At 70.5% G+C, this 21,040-nt stretch carries 23 protein-coding genes; 13 read left to right on the top strand and 10 right to left on the bottom strand.

Features of this window, described 5'->3' with window-relative positions; genetic code table 11:
* Positions 1-40: 40 nt before the first annotated feature.
* From FHT26_RS01195 to FHT26_RS01205, 3 genes are all read right to left on the bottom strand, one after another.
* The gene (locus FHT26_RS01195; RefSeq protein ID WP_168558370.1) at positions 41-274 is read right to left on the bottom strand and encodes an MbtH family protein; all 234 of its coding nucleotides are present in this window, start codon (positions 272-274) and stop codon (positions 41-43) included.
* Between the two features lie 172 nt (positions 275-446).
* The gene (locus FHT26_RS01200; RefSeq protein ID WP_210427197.1) at positions 447-707 is read right to left on the bottom strand and encodes a DUF4880 domain-containing protein; all 261 of its coding nucleotides are present in this window, start codon (positions 705-707) and stop codon (positions 447-449) included.
* Between the two features lie 37 nt (positions 708-744).
* Positions 745-1,269 (bottom strand): sigma-70 family RNA polymerase sigma factor, encoded by a 525-nt coding sequence (locus tag FHT26_RS01205; RefSeq protein WP_349238066.1) that lies wholly within the window; start codon positions 1,267-1,269, stop codon positions 745-747.
* 170 nt (positions 1,270-1,439) lie between these two features.
* Here FHT26_RS01205 and FHT26_RS01210 point away from each other — a divergent pair, with 170 nt between their 5' ends.
* From FHT26_RS01210 to FHT26_RS01245, 8 genes are all read left to right on the top strand, one after another.
* Entirely contained in the window at positions 1,440-2,102 is a 663-nt protein-coding gene (locus FHT26_RS01210) for a response regulator (protein ID WP_168558371.1), read from the top strand.
* The gene (locus FHT26_RS01215) at positions 2,099-3,436 is read left to right on the top strand and encodes an ATP-binding protein (RefSeq protein WP_168558372.1); all 1,338 of its coding nucleotides are present in this window, start codon (positions 2,099-2,101) and stop codon (positions 3,434-3,436) included. Before FHT26_RS01210 ends, FHT26_RS01215 begins: the two co-directional genes overlap by 4 nt.
* Positions 3,437-3,537: 101 nt before the next feature.
* Positions 3,538-3,816 (top strand): hypothetical protein, encoded by a 279-nt coding sequence (locus FHT26_RS01220; protein ID WP_056808861.1) that lies wholly within the window; start codon positions 3,538-3,540, stop codon positions 3,814-3,816.
* Positions 3,807-4,082, top strand: coding sequence for a hypothetical protein (locus FHT26_RS01225; protein WP_168558373.1), 276 nt, complete (start codon positions 3,807-3,809; stop codon positions 4,080-4,082). The genes FHT26_RS01220 and FHT26_RS01225 overlap by 10 nt, the downstream gene beginning before the upstream one ends.
* A 43-nt stretch (positions 4,083-4,125) precedes the next feature.
* Positions 4,126-5,106, top strand: a complete 981-nt coding sequence (locus FHT26_RS01230) for a 2-dehydropantoate 2-reductase (protein ID WP_168558374.1) — start codon at positions 4,126-4,128, stop codon at positions 5,104-5,106.
* A gap of 18 nt (positions 5,107-5,124) precedes the next feature.
* Entirely contained in the window at positions 5,125-5,739 is a 615-nt protein-coding gene (locus tag FHT26_RS01235; protein ID WP_168558375.1) for a hypothetical protein, read from the top strand.
* 107 nt (positions 5,740-5,846) lie between these two features.
* A complete protein-coding gene (locus FHT26_RS01240; RefSeq protein WP_168558376.1) occupies positions 5,847-8,069 on the top strand; it encodes an acyl-CoA dehydrogenase in 2,223 nt (740 codons plus the stop codon).
* A complete protein-coding gene (locus tag FHT26_RS01245; RefSeq protein WP_168558377.1) occupies positions 8,066-8,548 on the top strand; it encodes a hypothetical protein in 483 nt (160 codons plus the stop codon). Before FHT26_RS01240 ends, FHT26_RS01245 begins: the two co-directional genes overlap by 4 nt.
* 10 nt (positions 8,549-8,558) lie before the next feature.
* Here the strand turns inward: FHT26_RS01245 and FHT26_RS01250 are convergent, their stop codons facing one another.
* The 6 genes from FHT26_RS01250 to FHT26_RS01275 all read right to left on the bottom strand — a co-directional run bounded on the left by FHT26_RS01250 (position 8,559) and on the right by FHT26_RS01275 (position 14,019).
* Complete coding sequence (locus tag FHT26_RS01250; RefSeq protein WP_168558378.1) at positions 8,559-9,203, bottom strand: YitT family protein; 645 nt, start codon at positions 9,201-9,203, stop codon at positions 8,559-8,561.
* Positions 9,204-9,255: 52 nt separating this feature from the next.
* Complete coding sequence (locus tag FHT26_RS01255) at positions 9,256-9,804, bottom strand: Dps family protein (protein ID WP_168558379.1); 549 nt, start codon at positions 9,802-9,804, stop codon at positions 9,256-9,258.
* A gap of 165 nt (positions 9,805-9,969) precedes the next feature.
* Positions 9,970-11,109, bottom strand: coding sequence for a branched-chain amino acid ABC transporter substrate-binding protein (locus FHT26_RS01260; protein ID WP_168558380.1), 1,140 nt, complete (start codon positions 11,107-11,109; stop codon positions 9,970-9,972).
* A 307-nt stretch (positions 11,110-11,416) separates the two neighbouring features.
* The gene (locus tag FHT26_RS01265; RefSeq protein WP_168558381.1) at positions 11,417-11,908 is read right to left on the bottom strand and encodes a hypothetical protein; all 492 of its coding nucleotides are present in this window, start codon (positions 11,906-11,908) and stop codon (positions 11,417-11,419) included.
* Between the two features lie 85 nt (positions 11,909-11,993).
* On the bottom strand, positions 11,994-12,434 hold the full coding sequence (locus FHT26_RS01270; RefSeq protein ID WP_168558382.1) for a DNA polymerase III subunit chi: 441 nt from the start codon (positions 12,432-12,434) through the stop codon (positions 11,994-11,996).
* Positions 12,435-12,546: 112 nt separating this feature from the next.
* Positions 12,547-14,019 carry a leucyl aminopeptidase gene (locus FHT26_RS01275; RefSeq protein WP_168558383.1) on the bottom strand — a complete coding sequence of 491 codons (1,473 nt, stop codon included), beginning with the start codon at positions 14,017-14,019 and terminating at the stop codon, positions 12,547-12,549.
* Between the two features lie 26 nt (positions 14,020-14,045).
* Between FHT26_RS01275 and lptF the strand changes: the two genes are divergently transcribed.
* Genes lptF through FHT26_RS01300 form a run of 5 tightly spaced genes read left to right on the top strand, consistent with a single transcriptional unit; the run spans position 14,046 to position 18,856 of the window.
* Positions 14,046-15,191: an LPS export ABC transporter permease LptF gene (gene lptF / locus FHT26_RS01280; protein ID WP_168558384.1), complete on the top strand. Its 1,146-nt coding sequence runs from the start codon at positions 14,046-14,048 to the stop codon at positions 15,189-15,191.
* 7 nt (positions 15,192-15,198) lie between these two features.
* Positions 15,199-16,302, top strand: coding sequence for an LPS export ABC transporter permease LptG (gene lptG / locus FHT26_RS01285; RefSeq protein ID WP_168558385.1), 1,104 nt, complete (start codon positions 15,199-15,201; stop codon positions 16,300-16,302).
* A complete protein-coding gene (locus tag FHT26_RS01290) occupies positions 16,299-16,685 on the top strand; it encodes a sirohydrochlorin chelatase (protein WP_168558386.1) in 387 nt (128 codons plus the stop codon). The genes lptG and FHT26_RS01290 overlap by 4 nt, the downstream gene beginning before the upstream one ends.
* A 34-nt stretch (positions 16,686-16,719) precedes the next feature.
* Positions 16,720-17,676 carry a CysB family HTH-type transcriptional regulator gene (locus FHT26_RS01295; RefSeq protein WP_168558387.1) on the top strand — a complete coding sequence of 319 codons (957 nt, stop codon included), beginning with the start codon at positions 16,720-16,722 and terminating at the stop codon, positions 17,674-17,676.
* A 28-nt stretch (positions 17,677-17,704) separates the two neighbouring features.
* Positions 17,705-18,856, top strand: coding sequence for a pyridoxal phosphate-dependent aminotransferase (locus FHT26_RS01300; RefSeq protein ID WP_168558388.1), 1,152 nt, complete (start codon positions 17,705-17,707; stop codon positions 18,854-18,856).
* 28 nt (positions 18,857-18,884) lie between these two features.
* On the opposite strand, the gene FHT26_RS01305 is transcribed toward FHT26_RS01300, so the two are convergent.
* A complete protein-coding gene (locus FHT26_RS01305) occupies positions 18,885-20,894 on the bottom strand; it encodes a hypothetical protein (protein ID WP_168558389.1) in 2,010 nt (669 codons plus the stop codon).
* Positions 20,895-21,040 lie beyond the last annotated feature (146 nt).

Raw genomic sequence — 21,040 nt, forward strand, 5'->3', positions numbered from 1 at the left:
GGCAACGGTTCCAGCGGCAGGCCGCCGCGCGACGCGTGCATCAAGGTCCTGCCGCGGCCTGCTCGTCCATCCAGCGGCGCAGCGACAGCGGCCGCATGTCGGTCCATGCGGCGTCGACGAAGGCCAGCACGGTCTTCTTGTCGCCGCTGGCGCCGGGCACCGCGGTCCAGCCGGCGGGCACGGCCTTCCAGTGCGGCCAGATGGAATATTGGTCCTCGTGGTTGACGAGCACGATGAAGGTGTCGTCGTCGCGGTCGAAGCAGCTGGTGGACATGGCAAGGCTCGTGGTTCGCGCAGCAGTGCGCCTTGCCTTCCATGACGAGCCGGGGGCGGGTTTGTTCAGCGCCGCCCGCAGGTTCTGGCGGGCCGGGCGCCGGGCCGTCCCAAGCCGGCCCGCATCCCCTCGGGGGATCGACCGGTGTACCCACCGGGCGAGGGGTCGGACGTCAGTGCGGCAATCCGTCGTCGTCGTGCGCCGGCGGCACCAGCCCGCTCAGCAGCCACAACCGCGAGGCCTGCGCATGCGCGATGCGGTGTTGCGGATCGGCATCGAGCCAGCGGTTCAAGGCATCCAGCTCCGCATCGCCCAGCGGCTGCTCGTGCGCCTTCATCACCCAGTCCCAGGCGGCCTGCATGACAAGCTCCTGCGCGGGGTCTTCACGGTCCTGGTCGGGGCTCATCGGCGGGCGGCGCGCGCGGGTGCGCACGGGGCTGGCTGTGGAAACCGCCGATTCTAGGAGCGCCTCATTCGGCTTCGAGCAGGTGCCTGCAGCGCGTGAGCGCCTGGACCGCGTCGCGGATCATCGTGTTGACCAGCGCCGCCGACACGCCCAGCCGCTCGCCGATCGCGCGCTGCGTCAGGCCGCCCATGCGGTACAGCTCGAAGGCCTGACGCGTGCGCGCCGGCAGCCGGCCGAGCGCCTCGTCGACGATCACCAGGTTCTGCCGGCTGATCGCGTACTGCTCCGGCGTGCCCTGCGGCGCGGCAATGTGCTCGCCGCTCTCGCCGTCGGCGAACACGCCGGCCTCGAGCATCATGCGGCGCCGGCAGTCGATCGCCAGGTTGCGCACCACCTGGAAGCAGTAGCCGATCGGCTGCTGCACCGGCAGGCCGGGCGCCACGTCGGCGAGCTTCAGGAAGGCCTCCTGCACCACGTCTTCGGCCAGCTCGCGCCGGCCGGTGATCTTGTGGGCCAGGCCCTGCAGCTTGGCCCGGTGGGCCAGGAAAGCTCCGCCCAGCCCGGCGGGCTCATGGTTGGTGATGGACACGCGCGCTACCCCCTGATGATTTCGCTGTTTGTTGAGAATGATTCTTATTTTCTTGGGCCACGTCAAGCGCCTTCGAATGACCCTGCGTCGGCCTGCCGGGGGCTTGATCCAGAATGCGAACCTCGTTCCTGACGCGAAGCCTTCCGGCCAACCCTGCGGAAAACCAACCGATGCGCGTATTGCTGGTGGAAGACGACCGGATGATCGGCGCGGCCGTGCAGCAGGCCCTGTCCGACGCCGCCTATGCGGTCGACTGGACCACCGACGGCGAGCAGGCACTGGCCGCCGCGCTCGCGCAGGCCTACGACGTCGTGCTGCTCGACCTCGGGCTGCCGCTGCGCGACGGCATCGACGTGCTGCGCCAGCTGCGCGCGCGCAATGCGCATGTGCCGATCCTGATCGTCACCGCGCGCGACGAGGTCGAGGACCGCATCGCCGGCCTCGACCTCGGCGCCGACGACTACGTGCTGAAGCCGTTCGACGTGCAGGAGCTGCTCGCCCGCATGCGCGCGGTGATGCGCCGGCAAGGCGGCTCGGCCTCGCCGCTGCTGACCAACGGCACGGTCACGCTCGACCCGGTGACGCGCGACGTCAGCTTCGAAGGCCACGCCGTCACGCTGTCGGGCCGCGAGTTCACGCTGCTGCAGGCGCTGCTGGTGCGGCCCGGCGCGATCCTGTCGCGCCAGGAGCTCGAGGAGCGCATCTACGGCTGGAACGAGGAGATCGAGAGCAACACCGTCGAGGTGCTGATCCACGGCATCCGCCGCAAGCTCGGACCGACCGTGATCCGCAACGTGCGCGGCGTCGGCTGGCGCGTGGACCGCGGCGGATGAAGAATTCGCTGCAGTTCCGCCTGTCGCTGTGGATGGCCGTGCTGCTGCTGGCCACCGCGGTCGCGGCCGGTGCGGTGTCGTTCTTCTGGGCGCTGCACGAGGCCAACGAGCTGCAGGACGACCTGCTGGAGCAGACCGCCGCGCTGGTGCTGGCCGGCCAGCTCGCGATCAACCCGGTGGAGCCGGTGGCTGCAACCGGCGCGCCGCAGCCGAGCGTCGTCGTGGAGCTGGTCGACACGGTGGCCGGCCAGCCGCGGGTGAACGGCATCGGCCGGCTGCCGCCCGACCTCCCCGACGGCCTGGACACCCACGTCGCCGAAGGCCGCCCGTGGCGCATGCTGCTGGCCCACCTGCCGGACGGCCGCCGCTTCGTCGTCGCGCAGCAGACCGACCGGCGCGACGACATCGCGCAAGACAGCGCGCTGGCCGCGCTGGTGCCGCTGGTTGCGCTGCTGCCGGTGGTGGCGCTGCTGGTCCGCGTGGTGATCCGCAGCACGCTGCGGCCGATCGCGCTGGCCTCCCGGCAACTCGACCAGCAAGGCGATGCGGCGCTGGTCGACGTGCCGGCCGGCGGGATGCCCGACGAGGTGCGACCCTTCGTCACGTCGATCAACGCGCTGCTGCGCCGCCTGGCCGAATCGCTCGAACAGCAGCGCCGCTTCATCGCCGATGCGGCGCACGAACTGCGCTCGCCGATCACCGCGCTGACGGTGCAGGCCGAGAACCTGGAGCATGCCGAGATGTCGCCCGAGGCGCGCCGGCGTTTCGCGCCGCTGCGCGAAGGGCTGTCGCGCTCGCGCGCGCTGCTGGAGCAGCTGCTGTCGCTCGCGCGGGCGCAGGCGCGGCCCGCGGGCGACGCCGCGCCGCAGCCACCGGTCGCGCTGCACGAGGTGGTGCGCGAGGTGGTGTCCGACCTTGTCGCGATGGCCGAGGCCGGCAACGTCGACCTGGGCGTCACGCGGCTCGATGCGGTGCAGGTCGCCGGCACGCCGGTCGACCTGCACACGCTGGTGCGCAACGCGGTCGACAACGCGGTGCGCTACACGCCGGCCGGCGGGCGCGTCGACGTCAGCATCGAGCGCGACGGCGCCCAGGCGCTGCTGCGCGTCGACGACACCGGCCCGGGCATTCCGCCGGACCAGCGCGAGCGGGTGTTCGATGCGTTCTACCGGGTGGTCGGCACGCAGCCGACCGGCAGCGGGCTGGGGCTGTCGATCGCGCGCGGCATCGCGCAGCGGCTGGGCGGGCAGATCGCGCTCGGCAGCGCACCGGCCGGCGGACTGCGCTTCGAGTACCGGCAGGACCTCCGCGACGACGGCGCGCCCGCCTCCTGAAAACGTGGGGGGTGGCGGGCCGCGTCCTCCAATTTCGGTATGGACGCGGCGGCTGGCGCCGCTACCGTGGCAACTCCTCATTGCCTCATCGGAGCAACCGCATGGCCCTGTACCGCAACGTCGGCGGCATCGTGACCCTCGCCCCCGGGGGCACGCACCACTGGGAGTACGTGTTCGACGGCTTCGGCCGCGACGTCGGCGTCGCGGTCGCGGCGCCCAACATCCAGGAGCCGCAGCTCAACGTCGAACTGGTCACGGTCAGCCAGGGCGTCGTCGCGCGCTCGAACGGCGAGACCGACGGCATCCACTACACCGTGAACATCCGCAACGCCGGCGCCGCGGCGATCCACTACAACCTCAGCATCGCCGAATGGAGCTGAACACCATGCACACCGCCACCGTCATCACCGAGGCCGGCCGCGTGGTCGGCGTCCAGGTCGACCTGCCGGCCGGCTCGCGCCGCGTCGGGCCGGTCGCGATGCTGCGCGCCGGGCCGGCGCAGACGCTGCACCGCATCGAGCTCGAACTGCCCGCGTCGCTCGCCACCACCGACGAGATCGAGCGTTTCCACGCCGGCATCGCGAAGCAGCTGGCGGTGCCCGCCTCCGACAAGCGCAGCGCAAAACCCCCGAAGACGCGCAAGTAGCGCGCTGTCGCAGAATGCCCCCTCTTGCAGACAAGGGGCAGCGATGAAGGTGTGCATCTACGGGGCCGGTGCGATCGGCGGATTCATCGGCACGCGGCTCGCGGCCGGCACCAACGCGCAGGTCAGCGCGGTGGCGCGCGGCGCGACGCTGCAGTCGCTGCGCGCGCACGGCTGGCGGCTGCAGCAAGGCGGGCAGCTCATCACCGGCGCGGTGCACGCGAGCGCCGACGCCGCCGAGCTCGGCCCGCAGGACCTGGTCGTCATCGCGGTCAAGGGCCCGGCGCTCGCCGCGGTGGCCGACCGGCTCGCGCCGCTGCTGGCACCGCACACCGTGGTGCTGCCGGCGATGAACGGCGTGCCGTGGTGGTTCGGCCGCGGCATCGCGGCCATCGGCGATGCGCCGCTGGAGAGCGTCGACCCCGGCGGCCGCATCGCCGCGAAGATCCCGCACCAGCAGGTGCTCGGCTGCGTCGTGCATGCCGCCACCGCCAGCCCGGAGCCCGGCCTGGTCGAGCACAAGATGGGCCGGGGGCTGATCGTCGGCGAGCCCGGCGGCGGCGAATCGGCCCGTGCGAAGGAGATCGGCGCGCTGCTGGCGCAGGCCGGCTTCGACGTCACCGTGTCGGCCAGCGTGCGCCAGGACATCTGGTACAAGCTGTGGGGCAACATGACGATGAACCCGGTGTCGGCGATCACCGGCGCCACCGTCGACCGCGTGCTCGACGACCCGCTGCTGCTGACCTTCTGCGCGAACGCGATGCGCGAGGCCTCGGCCATCGGCGAGCGCATCGGCTGCGCGATCGCGCAGACCCCCGAAGACCGCCAGCAGGTCACGCGCAAGCTCGGTGCGTTCAAGACCTCGATGCTGCAGGACGTCGAAGCCGGCCGCGGCATCGAACTCGATGCGCTGGTCGGCGCGGTGCGCGAGATCGCGCAGCGCCTCGGGCTCGCGACGCCGAACATCGATGCGCTGCTCGGGATGACGCGGCTGTTCGGGCGCGTGCGCGGGCTGTACCCCCAGTAACCCCTGCCGGACACCGCCATGACCCACCTTCCCCGCTTCCTCGGCGCCGCGCTGCTGGCGCTGGCCGTCACGGTCGCCCATGCGCAGGCATCGCCGCCGGCCCCGACGCAACGCCTGCGCGGTACCGTCGAATCCTTCGACAACACCACGCTGGTGATGAAGGAACGCAGCGGCGAGCTGCTGCGCCTGGCGCTGGCCGACAGCTTCGGCGTCAACGAGGTGGTGCCGACCGAGCTGGCCGACATCGCCGCCGGCAGCTACATCGGCACCGCGGCAATGCCGCAGGCCGACGGCACGCTGCAGGCGCTGGAGGTGCTGGTGTTCCCCGAACAGGCGCGCGGCAGCAACGAAGGCCACTACCCGTGGGACTTGCAGCCGGGCAGCACGATGACGAATGCGACCGTTGCCGACGTCGTCGGCCAGGCCAGGGGCCGCACGCTGCGGCTGCGCTACAAGGATGGCGAGAAGACGGTGCGGGTGCCCGAAGGCGTGCCGGTCGTCACCGTGAAGCCGGGCGACCGCGCGCTGCTGGTACCGGGCGCGAAGGTGCTGGTCACCGCGCAGCTGCGCGACGGCAAGCCGGTGGCGCTGCGGGCGATCGCGGGGCGCAACGGGTTCGCGCCGCCGATGTAGCGGCCGGCCGTGTGAGCGCTGTCCGACTCGCCAAGCCGATGCCGTCCGGCAGATTCCGATGCACCCAGGCTCGACGATGCGGTATCTGATCTGCACGGAGACCCTCGATGGGCCTGACTCCCTTCCAGCGCTGGCTCGGCCGGACCGCGATGCCGTTCTTCCGCAAGGCGCTGCCCGCGATGGGCGACACCGAACGGGCGGCGCTCGAGGCCGGCACCGTGGGGTTCGAGGGGCAGCTGTTCGCCGGTCGGCCGGATTTCGACGCGCTGCTGGCGATCCCCCCGAACCGGCTGACGCCGGCCGAGCACGCCTTCCTCGACGGTCCGGTGCGCGACCTGATCGGCATGCTCGACGAGTTCGCGATCGACACCGAAGGCGACCTGCCCGCCGCGGTCTGGCAGCACCTGAGCCGGCACCGCTTCTTCGGCATGATCATCCCGACTGAACAGGGCGGGCTCGGCTTCAGCCACCATGCGCATGCCACCGTGGTGGCGCGCATCGCGAGCGTCAACGTGGCGGCCGCCGTCACGGTGATGGTGCCGAACTCGCTCGGCCCGGCCGAACTGCTGCTGCGCTACGGCACCGACGCGCAGAAGGCCCACTACCTTGAACGCCTGGCCGACGGCCGCGAGCTGCCGTGCTTCGGATTGACCTCGCCGTATGCCGGCTCCGACGCTGCGTCGATCCCCGACCGCGGCGTGCTGACCGAGCGGGTGATCGACGGCCGGCGCGTGCGCGGCTTCAGCGTCACCTTCGACAAGCGCTACATCACGCTCGCCCCGGTGGCGACGGTGGTCGGGCTGGCCTTCCAGGCGGTCGACCTGACGCGGCCCGACGGCGAACAGGAACTCGGCATCACCTGCGCGCTGCTGCCGGTGCCGACACCGGGCATGGAGATCGGGCGCCGCCACCGGCCGATGGATTCCGCCTTCATGAACGGCCCGGTGCGCGGCGAGAACGTGTTCGTGCCGATGGACTGGGTGATCGGCGGCGAGCAGCAGGTCGGCCAGGGCTGGCGCATGCTGATGGAATGCCTCGCCGCCGGCCGCGCGATATCGCTGCCGGCGATGGGCGCCGCGATGCAGCAGACCGCGCTGTTCGTGATGAACGGCTACGGCCAGATCCGCGAACAGTTCGGGCTGCCGATCGCGAAGTTCCATGCCATCGCCGCGCTGCTCGCCCGCACCGCCGCCGACCTGTACGCCACCGACGCCGCGCGCCGCTACACCGCCGCCGCGCTCGATGCCGGCCAGCGGCCGAGCGTCGCCAGCGCGATCCTGAAGGTGCACCTGACGGAAGCCGGCCGGCGCGCGGTGGTGCACGGCATGGACGTGCTCGGCGGCAAGGGGATCATCTCCGGCCCGAGCAACCTGCTGGGCGCCGCGTACCGGCAGGCGCCGATCGCGATCACGGTGGAAGGCGCCAACCTGCTGACGCGCTCGCTGATCATCTTCGGCCAGGGCGCGGTGCGCTGCCACCCGCATGTGCTCGACGAGATGGCCGCGGTGCAGGCCGATGACGCCCAGGCGCTGGGCGCGGCGCTGCTGGCCCACGGCCGGCATGTGCTGCGCAACCTGTGGGCAAGCCTGGCCGGCGCCCCGCTGCAGGGCCGGGTGCCGAAGGGCCTGCAGAAGGAAGCGCGGCTGATCGCCCGGGTGTCGGCCAAGTACGCGTTGACCGCCGACCTGGCGATGGGGCTGCTCGGCGGCAAGCTGAAGCGCATGGAGCTGCTGTCGGCGCGGCTGGGCGACGTGCTGTCGAACCTGTACCTCGCATCGGCCAGCGTCTGGCGCTACGAGCAGGAGGCCGACCCGGCGCTGCTGCCGATCGCGCGCGCGGCGATCCGCGTGCAGCTCGACCAGGCAGCCGCGACGCTGCGCGACCTGTACGCCAACCTGCCGTCGGGCGCGCTGCGCCTGCTGGCGCCGCTGCTGCTGAGCGGCACGCGGCACCTGGCGCCGCTGCGCGACCGCGACCTGGTGGCGCTGGCCGAATCGCTGCGCGACGAGCCGGCGGTGCTGGCGCGCCTGTGCATCGACGTCGGCACGCCGCGCTCCGGCGGCCTGCGCGACCTGAAGGACGCGCTCGACCAGGCACGGGCCCTTGGCGACGAGGCCGCCCGGCTGAACCAGGCGCTGCGCCACAACCACTCGCTCGAAGACGTGGCCAGCCATTCGCGCAACCCCGGCGCGGCGCTCGCGTACCTGCGCGCGGCCGCGAAGGTGATCCGCGTCGATGACTTCCCAGGTCCGGTGAAACCGGCGCCGACGGTTCCCCGCGTTCCCTTGCCCACCGCCTTCGCGGTGCCCGATCCTCTGGAGGTGCCATGAGCCAGACCAAAGATGTACCGAACGCTGTCGAGAACCCGATCCGCAGCGATGGCGTGCTGCCGCCGGAGAACAAGATCTTCATCGCCTTCCAGCAGGCGGACGACCTGCAGGGCGCGCTGAATGCACTGCTCGACGCCGGCTTCCAGGAAAGCGAGCTGTTGGTGTTCTCGCCGCAGCAGATGAAGCAGCAGATGCAGACCAACATCGACCATGCCGGGCCGCTGGCCTCGATCGGCCAGGACATGAACCTGCTGAAGACCCACCTCGCGCTCGCCGAGCAGGGGCACGGCTACGTGGTCGTGCTGTGGCCGAAGAGCGACCACGAAGAGCTGATCACGCAGGTGGCCATCCAGCACAACGCGGTACGGGCGCAGAAGTTCGGGCGGCTGATCATCGAGGAGCTGGTCGAGCCGCAGCCGGGCAAGCAGCAGCATTTCGAATCGCCCGACCGCGGGCTGGACCGCGAGACGCACCGCTGACCTGCAGGGATCAGAGAACGGCGTAGCGTCCCGGCTTGTGGTTGACCGCGATGAACAGGTTCATCACGACGGCCGCAAGCACCGACCACGCGACCCGCGCCGGGTCGACCACCGTCAGCGCCAGCAGCACGACGCTGCAGTCGACGACCATCTGCACCTTGCCCGCCCGCCAGCCGCGCGACTGCTGCAGGTACAGCGACACGATGGTCGCGCCGCCCAGGCTCGCGCGATGGCGGGCCAGGAACAGGCAGCCCGAACCGAGCAGCAGCCCGCCCAGCACCGCCGCATACGCCGGGTGCAATCGCTCGATCGCGAACAGCCGCGGCGACCATTCCGTCATCAGCGACAGCAGCGTGATCGCGACGAAGGTCTTCAGCGTGAACTCGCGGCCCATGCGCCGCCACGCGAACCAGTAGAACGGCAGGTTGATCGCGAAGAACAGCTTGCCCAGGCCGATGCCGGTCGCGTAGTGCAGCACGAAGGCCACGCCGGCCGTGCCGCCGGTCAGCAGCCCGGCCTGCGCGAACAGGATCAGCGCGAGCGACACGAACAGCGTGCCGGTGAAGATCGCCTGCGCGTCTTCGAACGGCGTGTGCCGCTGGACCGGTGGCGATGCGGGCGGCGCGGCGTCGGCGGGGGCGCGGGAGAGGCTCATGGCCCCGGATGTTGCACGAAGCGTGCCGCCACCGGCCGCGGGCTGGTGCCCGTCAGTGCCCGCCGCTGTCGCCCGAGCGGCCGGCCTCGAACAGGAACCAGGTGCGGCGCTCGCTCTCGTCGATCCAGACCTCGATCAGGCTGGCGGTCGCGATGTCTTGGTGCTCGTCGCAGACGTTGTGGGCCTGGCGCAGCGCGGCGACCAGCGTCTTGTTGTCCTCGCGCAGTTCGGCCAGCATGTCCGACGGCTCGACGTAGTCGGCATCGTTGTCGAGGATGCGCTGCGAGCGCGCGATGTGGCCGATCGAGCGCAGCGTCGTGCCGCCGACCTTGCGCACGCGTTCGGCGATCGGGTCGGTCATCGCATAGAGCTGGTCGGCCTGCTCGTCGAGCATCACGTGGTAGTCGCGGAAGTGCGGCCCGCTCATGTGCCAGTGGAAGTTCTTGGTCTTCAGGTACAGCGCGAACACGTCGGCCAGGATGCCGTTCATCGCGGCGGCGATGTCGCGGGTGGCGCCCGCCTTCAGGTCGGTCGGCGTGACCAGCGGGGCGCGCTGGCGTTCCTTGGCGCTGCGCGCGGGGATCGAGGCCTTCTTCTTCATCGCGGATCCTTCGGTGGAGTGACCGCGCAGCATAGCCCCGGGCTGCGGGATTCGCCTCCTCCAGAAGGGGCGGGCGTGCCGACCTCGATCAAGCTGCCATGAAAAAAGGGACGCCTCTCGGCGTCCCTTCTGTCCTGCAGCGATCTGGCGGTGAACGCAGGCCGATCAGCGCACGACGGCGATCTGCTCGCGCTTCTCGCCCTTGTAGGTGTACAGCGTCAGCGCGCCGTTCTTGACGTCGCCCTTCTCGTCGAACGAGATCGTGCCCGTCACGCCCTTGTAGCCGTCGGTCTTGGCCAGCACCGGCAGGTACTTGGCCGGGTCGGCGGAGCCGGCCTTGACCATCGCGGCGACCATCACGTTGACGGCGTCGTAGACGTACGGCGAATAGATCTGCACCTCAGTGCCGAACTTCTTCTTGTAGTCCTCGCGGAACTTGTCCATGCCGACCTTCTGCGTGCCTTCGACACCACCGGCTTCGGCGCAGACGACCTGGCCGTCGCCCATCGCGCCGGCGGCCAGCTTCGGCAGTTCGCCCGAGCAGATGCCGTCGCCGCCCATGAACTTGGCGTCGATGCCGAGTTGCTTCATCTGGCGGATCATCGGGCCGGCCACGGCGTCCATGCCGCCGTAGAACACGACGTCCGGCTTCTTCGACTTGATCTGGGTCAGGATGGCGGTGAAGTCGGTCGCCTTGTCGGTCGTGAACTGGTGCGAGACGGTCGTGCCGCCCGCGCCCTTGACGCCCTTTTCGAACTCGTCGGCGACGCCCTGGCCGTAGGCGGTGCGGTCGTCGATGACGGCGATCGACTTGCCCTTCAGCTCCTTGACGGCATAGCGGCCCAGCGTGCCGCCGAGGTGCACGTCGTCAGCCACCACGCGGAACGTGGTCTTGTAGCCGTTGCGGGTGAACTTCGGGTTGGTGGCCGACGGGCTGATCTGCGGGATGCCGGCGTCGCTGTAGACCTTGGAGGCCGGGATCGACGTGCCCGAATTCAGGTGGCCGATCACGCCGTTGACCTTGGAGTCGACCAGCTTCTGGGCGACCGCGGTGCCTTGCTTCGGATCGCCGGCGTCGTCTTCAGCCTGCAGCTCGAGCTTGACCTTCTTGCCGCCGATCGTCACGCCCTTGGCGTTCAGTTCGTCGATGGCCATGCGCGCGCCGTTCTCGTTGTCCTTGCCGAGGTGGGCAATGCCGCCGCTGGTCGGGGCGACGTGACCGATCTTCACGACTTCCTGGGCGGACACCGCACCGGCGAACAGGGTCACGGCGGCGGCGACCAGGACATTGAGTTTGTATTGCATTCAAAAACCTCCGGGGTTTGGAAAGACTGGAATAACGGGTGAGGAGTCAGCCTCAGCGGGCGCAACGTTACCCCAAAAAAAACCGCCTCCATTGCGGGAATCCTCGGGTCTCGTTGCGCGATGTCCTCAGCAGGGACAAGGGGTTGGGCTCGCTGGGCATGGCGACTCAACGAGCAAGAACCGGGCCGCGTTGATAGGGTAAACGACAGCCCCCAGTCGCTTCGCTCCTGCCCGAGGGGCGCCACCCCTGGGCCCGGCAGAGCCGGATCCCCGGGGCGTTGCTTGATGGGTCCTCGCGGTGCTCGACCTAGCGGCCGCGCTGGCGATGCAGCTCTTGCGCGACGGCGCGCGTGACGATCTCGCGCAGCGTGGTCGCGAGCTCGTTGCGGGTGTCGCGGATCAACGAATCGGCAATGCGCGCGAGCGCCGGCGTCAGCAACTCGCGCAGCTTGTATTCGAAGACCAGGTCGAGCTGGCGCTGCACATCGGTCAGCACACGTTGGACGACGGCTTCTTCGCTGAGCGGTGGAGCCACCGGCGCGGCTGCAGGGGCCGCCGCCGGGACGGCCGCACGGGGCGCCAGCGGTGGCGGGGGCGATTGCGCAGGAGGCAGCGGCGACAACGCCGATGGCGCGGTGGCCGCGAAAGCCGGCGGCGCGACCGGCACGGGCGCACGCGGCGGTGAAGGTGGCGGTGGCGGTACGGCCTCGGCGGCCGGCGGCGCGCCGCGTGCGCTCGGCACCACCTCGGTCAGCACCGGCAGGCGGTGCGGCGGCTGCTGGCGCGGGGTGGTGCTCATGACGACCCCTCGCTCGATGAATACATCGATCGATCCCCCGAGGGGATGCGATCCGGCTTGGGAACGGCCCGGCGCTCGGCTCGCTTCATTCGCCCTCCTGCGCCACGTCGTGCCGGACGATCGGGTAGCCGCGGTCGGCGTAGTGCTTCCAGCGCGCGCGGCCCGACGGGCGGTCGTCGCCGTCGCGCGAAACGAGCTCGATCACGCGGGCGAAGCTCTCGAAACCGTCGGCGGTTTCTTCGCCCAGGTTCAGCAGCACGTCACGGTGCGGCGCATCGGCCAGCCGCTCGACCAGCCAGACCGGCGTCGGCGCGAGCCGCGGCGCGATCGGCTGGCCGGCGCGTGCATGCACATGGGGCACGAAATCGGTCGGCTCGAACACCCACAGCTGCTTGTCGAGGCGTCCGAGCACCGGCGCGGGGCCTGCGACCACCACGCGTGCACCGCGGCGAGTCGCCTTGCGCAGCAACCTGCACGCGTACGACAGCCGATCCGGCACGTTGAAGTGGAAGCTGACCTCTGTCATGTGGGCCCCCCAGTCGCTTCGCTCCTGCCCCCGAGGGGCGCCTCCCCTCGGCCCGGCAAAGCCGGATCCTGGGGAGTGGCTTGAAGGAGCAGCGCGGCGCGGGCCAGGAGCATCACTTTGCCTGCGAGAGCACGAATTGCGTCAGCAGCGGCACCGGCCGCCCCGTCGCGCCCTTGGCAGCACCCGACTTCCAGGCGGTGCCGGCGATGTCGAGGTGGGCCCAGCGGTATTTCGCGGTGAAGCGGCGCAGGAACATCGCCGCGGTGATCGCTCCGCCGGCGCGCGGACCGACGTTGCCCATGTCGGCGAAGTTGCTCTTCAGCGCGTCGTCGTACTCCTCGTCCAGCGGCATGCGCCAGGCCGGGTCGAGCGCGCTCTGGCCGGCGGCCAGCAGGTCGGCGGCCAGCGCGTCGTCGGCGGTGAACAGGCCCGAGTTGTGGTGGCCGAGCGCGATCACGCAGGCACCGGTCAGCGTCGCGATGTCGACCACGACCGCCGGCTTGAAGCGCTCGGCGTAGGTCAGCGCATCGCACAGGATCAGCCGGCCTTCGGCGTCGGTGTTCAGGATCTCGATCGTCTGGCCCGACATGCTGGTGACGACGTCGCCCGGCTTCACTGCCCGGCCGCTCGGCATGTTCTCGCACGACGGGATGATGCCGATCAGGTTCAGCTTCGGCTTCAGTTCGGCCACCGCGCGCAGCGTGCCGAGCACGCTCGCGGCGCCGCCCATGTCGTACTTCATCTCGTCCATCTCGGCGGCCGGCTTGATCGAGATGCCGCCGGTGTCGAAGGTGATGCCCTTGCCGACCAGCACGATCGGCGCCTGCGTCTTCGCCGCGCCTTCGTAGCGCGCGACGATGAAGCGCAGCGGCTCGTCGGAGCCCTGGGCGACCGCGAGGAACGAGCCCATGCCGAGCTTCTCGACCGCCTTGCGGTCCAGCACCTCGACCTTCAGGCCGTGGTCCTTCGCAAGCTTCTTCGCCTGCTCGGCCAGGAAGGTGGGCGTGCAGTGGTTGCCCGGCCGGTTGGCGCATTCGCGCGCCAGCTCGACGCCGGCACCGATCGCCTCGCCGACCGCCAGGCCCGACTGCACCGCCTTGGCCTGCGCCTTGTCGCACACCAGCGTGAGCTTGGCGATGGCCGATGCGGCCGGTGCGCTGGGCTTGGTGTGGCGGTACAGGTAGGTGGCGTCGCCGGCCGCGGCGACCAGCGCCTGCGCATGCGCGGCGCCGAGGTCGCCGGCCGAAGCCAGCGCGACGGCCACGTGCTTCGCGCCGCCGCCCTTCAGCTGGGCCAGCCCGTTCGCGACCGCGGTCTTGAAGGCCTTCGCGGTGCCGGAGGCGGCTGCGGCCACCACCACGCGCGGCGCCTTCACGCCGGCCACGCGGTGCAGGTACAGCGCGCGCCCGGCCTTCAGTGCGAAGTCGCCATGGGCGATCGCCTCGTTGATCGGGGCCGCGAGCTTCGCGTCGAGCGAGGCATCGACGGTGTTGCCGCCGGCGGAGGCGTCGACGATGACGAGCAGTGCGTCGGCCTGCAGGGCAGCCAGGCTGCCGGAAGAAGAAACCTGATGCTTGAAGTCCATAATGCGAGCCAGTCCAGAATCCAACGATGTTATTCGATTCCTCCCTGCGGCGAGACCTCGCCCGCACATTCGGCGCCACGCTGGTGGTGATCCTCACCATCGTGCTGACGATGATGCTGATCCGCACGCTGGGCCAGGCCGCGCTGGGCCGTGTCGCCCCGCAGGACGTGGTGCTGCTGCTCGGCTACGTGGCGCTCGCGCAGCTGCCGACGATGCTGAGCCTGTCGCTGTTCATCGCCACCGTCTCGACGATGACGCGCATGTACCGCGACAGCGAGATGGCGATCTGGTTCGCGAGCGGCGTCGGCCTGTCGCGCTTCGTGCGGCCGGTGTTGCGCGTCAGCTGGCCGGTGCTGCTGGTGGTGGCGCTGCTCGCGCTCTTCGTGTGGCCGTGGATGAACGCGCGCAGCGCCGAGCTGCGCGAGCGCTTCGAGCGCCGCTCCGACCTGTCGCGCGTCACGCCGGGCCAGTTCCAGTCGTCGCGCGACGGGCGCCGCACCTTCTTCATCGAGCGCGACAGCGAAGACGGCCGCACCGGCCGCAACGTCTTCATCCTGACCGCGCAGGCCGACAAGGAATCGGTCACCTCGGCACGCAGCGGGCACATCGAGAACACCGACGACGACCGCTTCCTGGTGCTCGACAGCGGCCAGCAGAACGAGCAGAACCTGCGCAGCGGCGACAAGACGCTGGCGCGCTTCGAGACCTACAAGGTGCAGGCCGGCGACCGCGTGCTGAGCAGCGCGGACGCGCCGCCGCCGAAGGCGCGCCCGACCATCGAGCTGATGAGCGAGCCGACGCCGGCCGCGCAGGGCGAACTCACCTGGCGGCTCGGCCTGACGCTCGGCGCGGCCAACCTGCTGCTGCTGGCGATCGGGCTGTCGGCCACGCAGCCGCGGCGTGCCAGCAACTGGAACCTGCTGTTCGCGCTGCTGAGCTTCGTCGTCTACTACAACCTGATCAACCTGTCGCAGGCCTGGGTGGCCGGCGGCAAGGCCGGCATGGGGGCGATCCTGGTCACGATGCACGGCGGCGTGCTGCTGCTGGCGATCGCGCTGCTCTGGTGGCGCGACAACGGCACCCACTGGAGCCTGCGCCGGCACACCGGCGACGGTGGCGGAAGCGGCAAGGGCCGCCTGAAGCAGCGCCTGCAGGAAGCCTGCAAGAAATGAGTCTCCGATGAAAACCGTGCGCCGGCTGCTCTATGCCGACATCGTCTCGTCGGTGGCCTTCGTCGCCGTGGCCTTCCTGTCGCTGTTCTTCTTCATCGACTTCGTCGACGAGCTGGCCGACATCACGAAGACCTACACCGCCCTGCATGCGGCGGTGTACTCGCTGCTCGAGCTGCCCGGGCACCTGTACGAGCTGTCGCCGATCGCGGTGCTGATCGGCACCATCTACGCGCTGTCGCGGCTTGCGCAGTCGTCCGAGTTCACCGTGCTGCGCACCGGCGGGCTCGGCCCGGGCCGCGCGCTGTTCCTGCTGACCGGCCTCGGCATGGCCTTCGGCGTGCTGACCTTCGTCGTCGGCGACTACCTCGCGCCGCTCAGCGAGCGCGGCGCCGCACAGCTGCAGGCGCGCTACAAGGGCGGCTTCAGCCTCGGCATCACCGGCGCCTGGCTGAAGGACCACCGCGTGACGCCCGACGGCGAGCGCTCGTACTCGGTCAACGTCGGCAGCGCCGCCGCCGGCGGCGAGCTGCTGAACATCCGCATCTTCGAATCCGACGGCAGCGGCCGGCTGCTGCGCCGCATCAGCGCGGCGCGCGGGCGCGTCGGCAGCGACGACAACTGGACGCTGCAGGACGTGAACCTGACCGACTGGCGCGATGCCGCGACCGGCGGGCTGGTCAACTCGCAGCAGATGCCGGTCTACACCTGGCCGAGCACGCTGCCGGCCAACGTGGTGGCGGCCGCGGTGCTGCCCGAAGGCTCGATGTCGACGCTGGAGCTGTTCCGCTACATCACCCACCTGTCCGACAACGAGCAGACGGCGCAGCGCCACGAGATCCAGTTCTGGAAACGCGCGCTGTACCCGCTCGCCTGCCTGGTGATGGTGGCGCTGGCGCTGCCCTTCGCGTACCTGCATGCACGCGCCGGCGGCGTCAGCCTGAAGGTGTTCGGCGGCATCATGCTCGGCATCAGCTTCGTGCTGCTGAACAACGTCGCGGCGCACCTGGGCTTGCTGCAGAACTGGACGCCATGGATCGTCGCGGCGACGCCGAGCGCGATCTACCTGCTGCTGTCGCTGGCCGCCTTCAGCTGGCTCGTCCGCTACCGATGAGCCGCGGCCTGCTGCTGTTCGCGCACGGCGCGCGCGACCCGAACTGGGCATTGCCGTTCGAGGACGTCGCCGCGCGCGTGCGCCGAGCGCATCCCGGCGTGCCGGTCGCCCTCGCCTTCCTCGAATTCATGGCGCCGGACCTGCGCGAAGCCGGCCGGCAGCTCGCCGCGCACGGCTGCACGCACGTCGACGTGCTGCCGCTGTTCCTCGGCGCCGGCGGCCACGTGCGCAAGGACCTGCCGGAACTGCTGGCCGAACTGGGCACCGCGCACCCCGGCGTGCGCTGGCAGCTGCACCCGGCCGTCGGCGAACTCGACCCGGTGATCGCCGCGATGGCCGACGCCGCCGGCCGACTGATCATCGCTTCCACAGACACGAAGTGATTTAATCCGTGCAATCCACAGATTGCAACGGAATATGAACCTGCACCAATTCCGGTTCGTCCAGGAGGCCGTGCGCCGCAACCTGAACCTGACCGAGACGGCCAAGGCGCTGTTCACCTCGCAGCCCGGCATCTCCAAGGCCATCCTCGAACTCGAGGACGAGCTCGGCGTCGACATCTTCGCGCGCCACGGCAAGCGGCTGCGCCGCGTCACCGAGCCGGGCGCCGAGGTGCTGAAGTCGATCGAGGTGATCATGCGCGAGGTCGGCAACCTGAAGCGCATCGGCGAAGAGTTCTCGAAGCAGGATGCCGGCACGCTGTCGATCGCGACCACGCACACGCAGGCCCGCTACTTCCTGCCCGAGCCGGTGTCGCAGCTGCGCAAGCGCTTCCCGAAGGTCAACATCAGCCTGCACCAGGGCGCGCCGGCGCAGGTGGCGCAGATGGTGATCGAGGAGGTGGCCGACATCGGCATCGCGACCGAGGCGCTGGCCGAGCACAGCGAGCTGATCAGCCTGCCCTGCTACGAATGGCAGCACGCGGTGGTGATGCCGGCCGGCCACCCGCTGGCGCAGCTCGAACGCATCACGCTCGAAGACCTGGCGCAGCAGCCGCTGGTGTCGTACCACCCGTCGTTCAGCGGCCGCACGCGGGTCGACCAGGCCTTCGCGGCGCGCCGGCTGAAGCCGAACATCGTGCTGGAGGCGATCGACGCCGACGTCATCAAGACCTATGTGCGCCTGGGCATGGGCATCGGCGTGCTGGCCGAGATCGCGGTGCGCGACGACCCGCCGAACGGCGACCTGGTGTCGCGCCCGGTCGGCCACCTGTTCGGCCCCAACGTCACCCGCGTCGCGTTCAAGCGCGGGGCCTATCTGAGAAACTTCGTCTACGCGTTCGCCGAGATGCTGTCCGACCGCCTGAACCGCGGACTGATCACCCGCGCGATGAGCGGCGATGCGGCCGACACCGGCCACGACTACCAACTCTGATTCGCCCGTTTCGAGCCACGAGCCCACCATGCGAACCCCCACCCTCGAAAGCCGCCTGCCGCAGGTCGGCACGACCATCTTCACCGTGATGTCGGCGCTGGCGCAGCAGCATGGCGCCGTCAACCTCGGCCAGGGCTTCCCCGATTTCGACGGCGACCCGAAGCTGCTCGACGCGGTGACCGGCGCGATGAAGCGCGGACTGAACCAGTACCCGCCGATGGCCGGCGTGCCGGCGCTGCGCGAGGCGGTGGCCGCGAAGATCGCCGCGCTGTACGGCCACGCGTACGACCCCGGCACCGAAGTGACCATCACCGCCGGCGCGACGCAGGCCATCATCACCGCGATCCTCGCGATCGTGCACCCCGGCGACGAGGTGATCGTGCTCGACCCGTGCTACGACAGCTACGAGCCGAACATCGTGCTGGCCGGCGGCACCGCGGTGCACGTGCCGCTGACGCCGCGCACGTTCCGGCCCGATTTCGAGCGCATCCGCGCCGCGCTCACGCCGCGCACCCGCGCGATCATCGTCAACACGCCGCACAACCCGAGCGCAACCGTCTGGAGCGTGGCCGAGATGCAGCAGCTGGCCGAGCTGCTGCGCCCGACCGACGTGTTCGTGATCGCCGACGAGGTCTACGAGCACATGGTGTTCGACGGCCAGCGGCACGAAAGCATCGCGCGCCACCCCGAGCTGGCGGCGCGCGGCTTCATCGTCTCGAGCTTCGGCAAGACCTACCACGTGACCGGCTGGAAGGTCGGCTACGTCGCGGCGCCGGCGCCGCTGACGGCCGAATTCCGCAAGGTGCACCAGTTCAATGTGTTCACCGTCAACACGCCGGTGCAGCACGGGCTGGCCGCCTACATGGCCGACCCGGCGCCCTACCTCGAGCTGCCGGCGTTCTACCAGCGCAAGCGCGACCTGTTCCGCGCGGGCCTGGCGACGACCCGGCTGAAGCTGCTGCCGAGCGCGGGCAGCTATTTCCAGAGCGTCGACTACTCGGCCGTCAGCGAGTTGGGCGAGGAAGGCTTCTGCCGCTGGCTGACCAGCGAGATCGGCGTCGCGGCGATCCCGGTGTCGGTGTTCTATGCCGGCGGTTTCGAGCAGAAGCTGGCGCGCTTCTGCTTCGCGAAGAAGGACGAGACGCTGGAGCTGGCGCTGGAGCGCCTGGCCAGGCTGTAGCGCGGATGCCCATCCGGGCTGCGCAGATTCAGCGCGAGCCGCTCGCCTTCGGTTTGCGGGTGGTGTCGAGTGCGCTCAGTTCGCTGAGGTCGAAATCGAGGCCGGGGCGCGAGTCGCCGGCGTCGTTCGGCGCCGCGGTGGGCCCCGACAGCCGGGCCGGATCGGTCGAGATATCGAGGTCGAGCGACAGCCGCTCGACCTGCGGGAGCGGCAGCGTCGGGGCACCCGGCGGCGGCATCACGGCGGCATCGGGCCGCGGGGCGGACGAATCGCCGGTCGCCGACAGGTCCAGCGTGATGCCCACCGATTCGATCGGCAGCAGCAGGTCGACGCCTTCGGGGCGCACGTCGCGTTCGGCCAGGTCGCGCGCGATGCCGTACAGGAACAGCAGGTCGCGGTACGCCGGCACGTCGAACGGCGGGCCCTGGTTGCGCCGGAACAGCGCGCCGTCGAGCGCGGCCATCGCCTCGGCCGGTGCCGACCACAGCGATTGCACGCGGGCCAGCACGTCGGGGAAGCCTTCCTCGAGGTCGCGCTCCTTCGACGGATCGTTTTCGTCCCATTCGACCGCATAGGCGTTGAAGCGGCGGTTGAAACGCTCGCGGATGCGGTCGTACGGATCGCGCTCGCCGCGGCGGCGGTAGATCTCCATCAGCTTCAGGTACGGCAGCGGGCTGACGCCGCCGGTGCTGCGCACATGGCCCATCAGCAGGTCGACCGCGGCGTCGTCCTGGCCCAGCACGACGAAGAACTCGACCTGCTGGTCGAGGTCGATCAGCTCCTCGGCCGACATCGGCCGGTGCGGTTCCAGCGCATCGGGATCGATGTCGGTGCCGGGCTCGGTCGCCCTCGACAGCGTAGCTTGCATCGCGGCGACCGCGCGCGGCGTCAGCGTGACGTCGGACATCGGCGACAGCGGCGCCGGCGCGGCGGGCCGCTTGCGCACCGGCGGCGGCGTGTCGACCAGCACTGCGCCACCGGCGAATGGCTCGGGCGACATCGCTGCTGGAATGGTGCGCGGCGGCTCGGCCGGCGCGGCGGCCGGGGCCGCGGTGGGCGTCGGCGCCGGCGGCTCGACCCACCAGGCGGCGGCCTGGCGCTCGCGCCAGCGCTGCCAGACCAGGAAGCCGAGGCCGGCGGCGAGCAGCGCGCACAGCACGGCCAGCGCATAGACCAGCGGGTTCGCGTAGCGCGCCGACTGGGCCTGCTGCACCTTCGCCTGCAGGTCGGCGATCGACTGCTGGCGCGCCTGGCCTTCGGCGCGCAGCTGGCTCATCGACGCTTCGAGCGACTTCAGGCGATCCTGCGCCTGCAGGCGCTCGACCAGTTCGGGGTCGATGAAGCGGTACGGCGCCGAGCCGGCCGCCTGTGCGGCCTCGGCCAGCGGCGTCAGCTGGGAGCTCATCCGCAGCGACGGCGAGATCAGCGCATCGGTCTCGACCGGATCGAGTTGCAGCGTCGGTCCCTTCGGGCGCACCGGCTCGGGGGCCGGTTTCTGCGAGCGCGCGGCCTTCCTGGCCGCGCCGGCCGTCGCGGCCGGGCGTGTCGACGATGTCGCGCCGGCGGCGGCGCGCGGGCGCTGCGCCGCCACGCCCGGGGCAACGCGCGGAAGCGTCGAACGCACCGGCGGCTCGCCCTGCGGCGAGATCACGCTGGCCAGCGGCGAGGCAGAGAGATCGGGTTGATCGGCGATGTCCGGCAGCGCATGGGCCGGTGCCGCCGCGGTGGCCGACGGCGGATCGGCAAACACCACGTAATTGCGCGACAGCCGGGTCGGACATCCGACATTCAATGCAATGGCCACCACCGGTTCGTCGACCGGCACGGTGGTGGTGACGCGCAGCCGGCGCTCGGCGCTGCCTGGCCGGCCTTCGATGCGGACCTGCACCGACAGCGAGGACAGCGGATGGTCGCCGATCGACACATCGGCCTTGATGCAGGAGGCCTCGAGGCGCTCGTCGGGCTCCAGCCGCAGCATCACGCCGAAATTGAGCGGGTGGCCCAGCGTGGTGGCACCCAGCGTATTGCCGAACCCCATCGCGGTCGCTCGGCCCATGGGCAGGAGGCCCAAAGCGAGACTGACCGCGAGCAAGTTCGAGAATCTCTGCATTCGGCTGAGCAGTTGATTGATCGTTTTGACTCTAGCATGAACGTTCCTGCGGCGATCTCCGCAATAACGGGCAG

This window comes from Rhizobacter sp. SG703 (genome assembly GCF_012275445.1).
In the GTDB taxonomy this organism is placed as follows: Bacteria; Pseudomonadota; Gammaproteobacteria; order Burkholderiales; family Burkholderiaceae_C; genus Rhizobacter.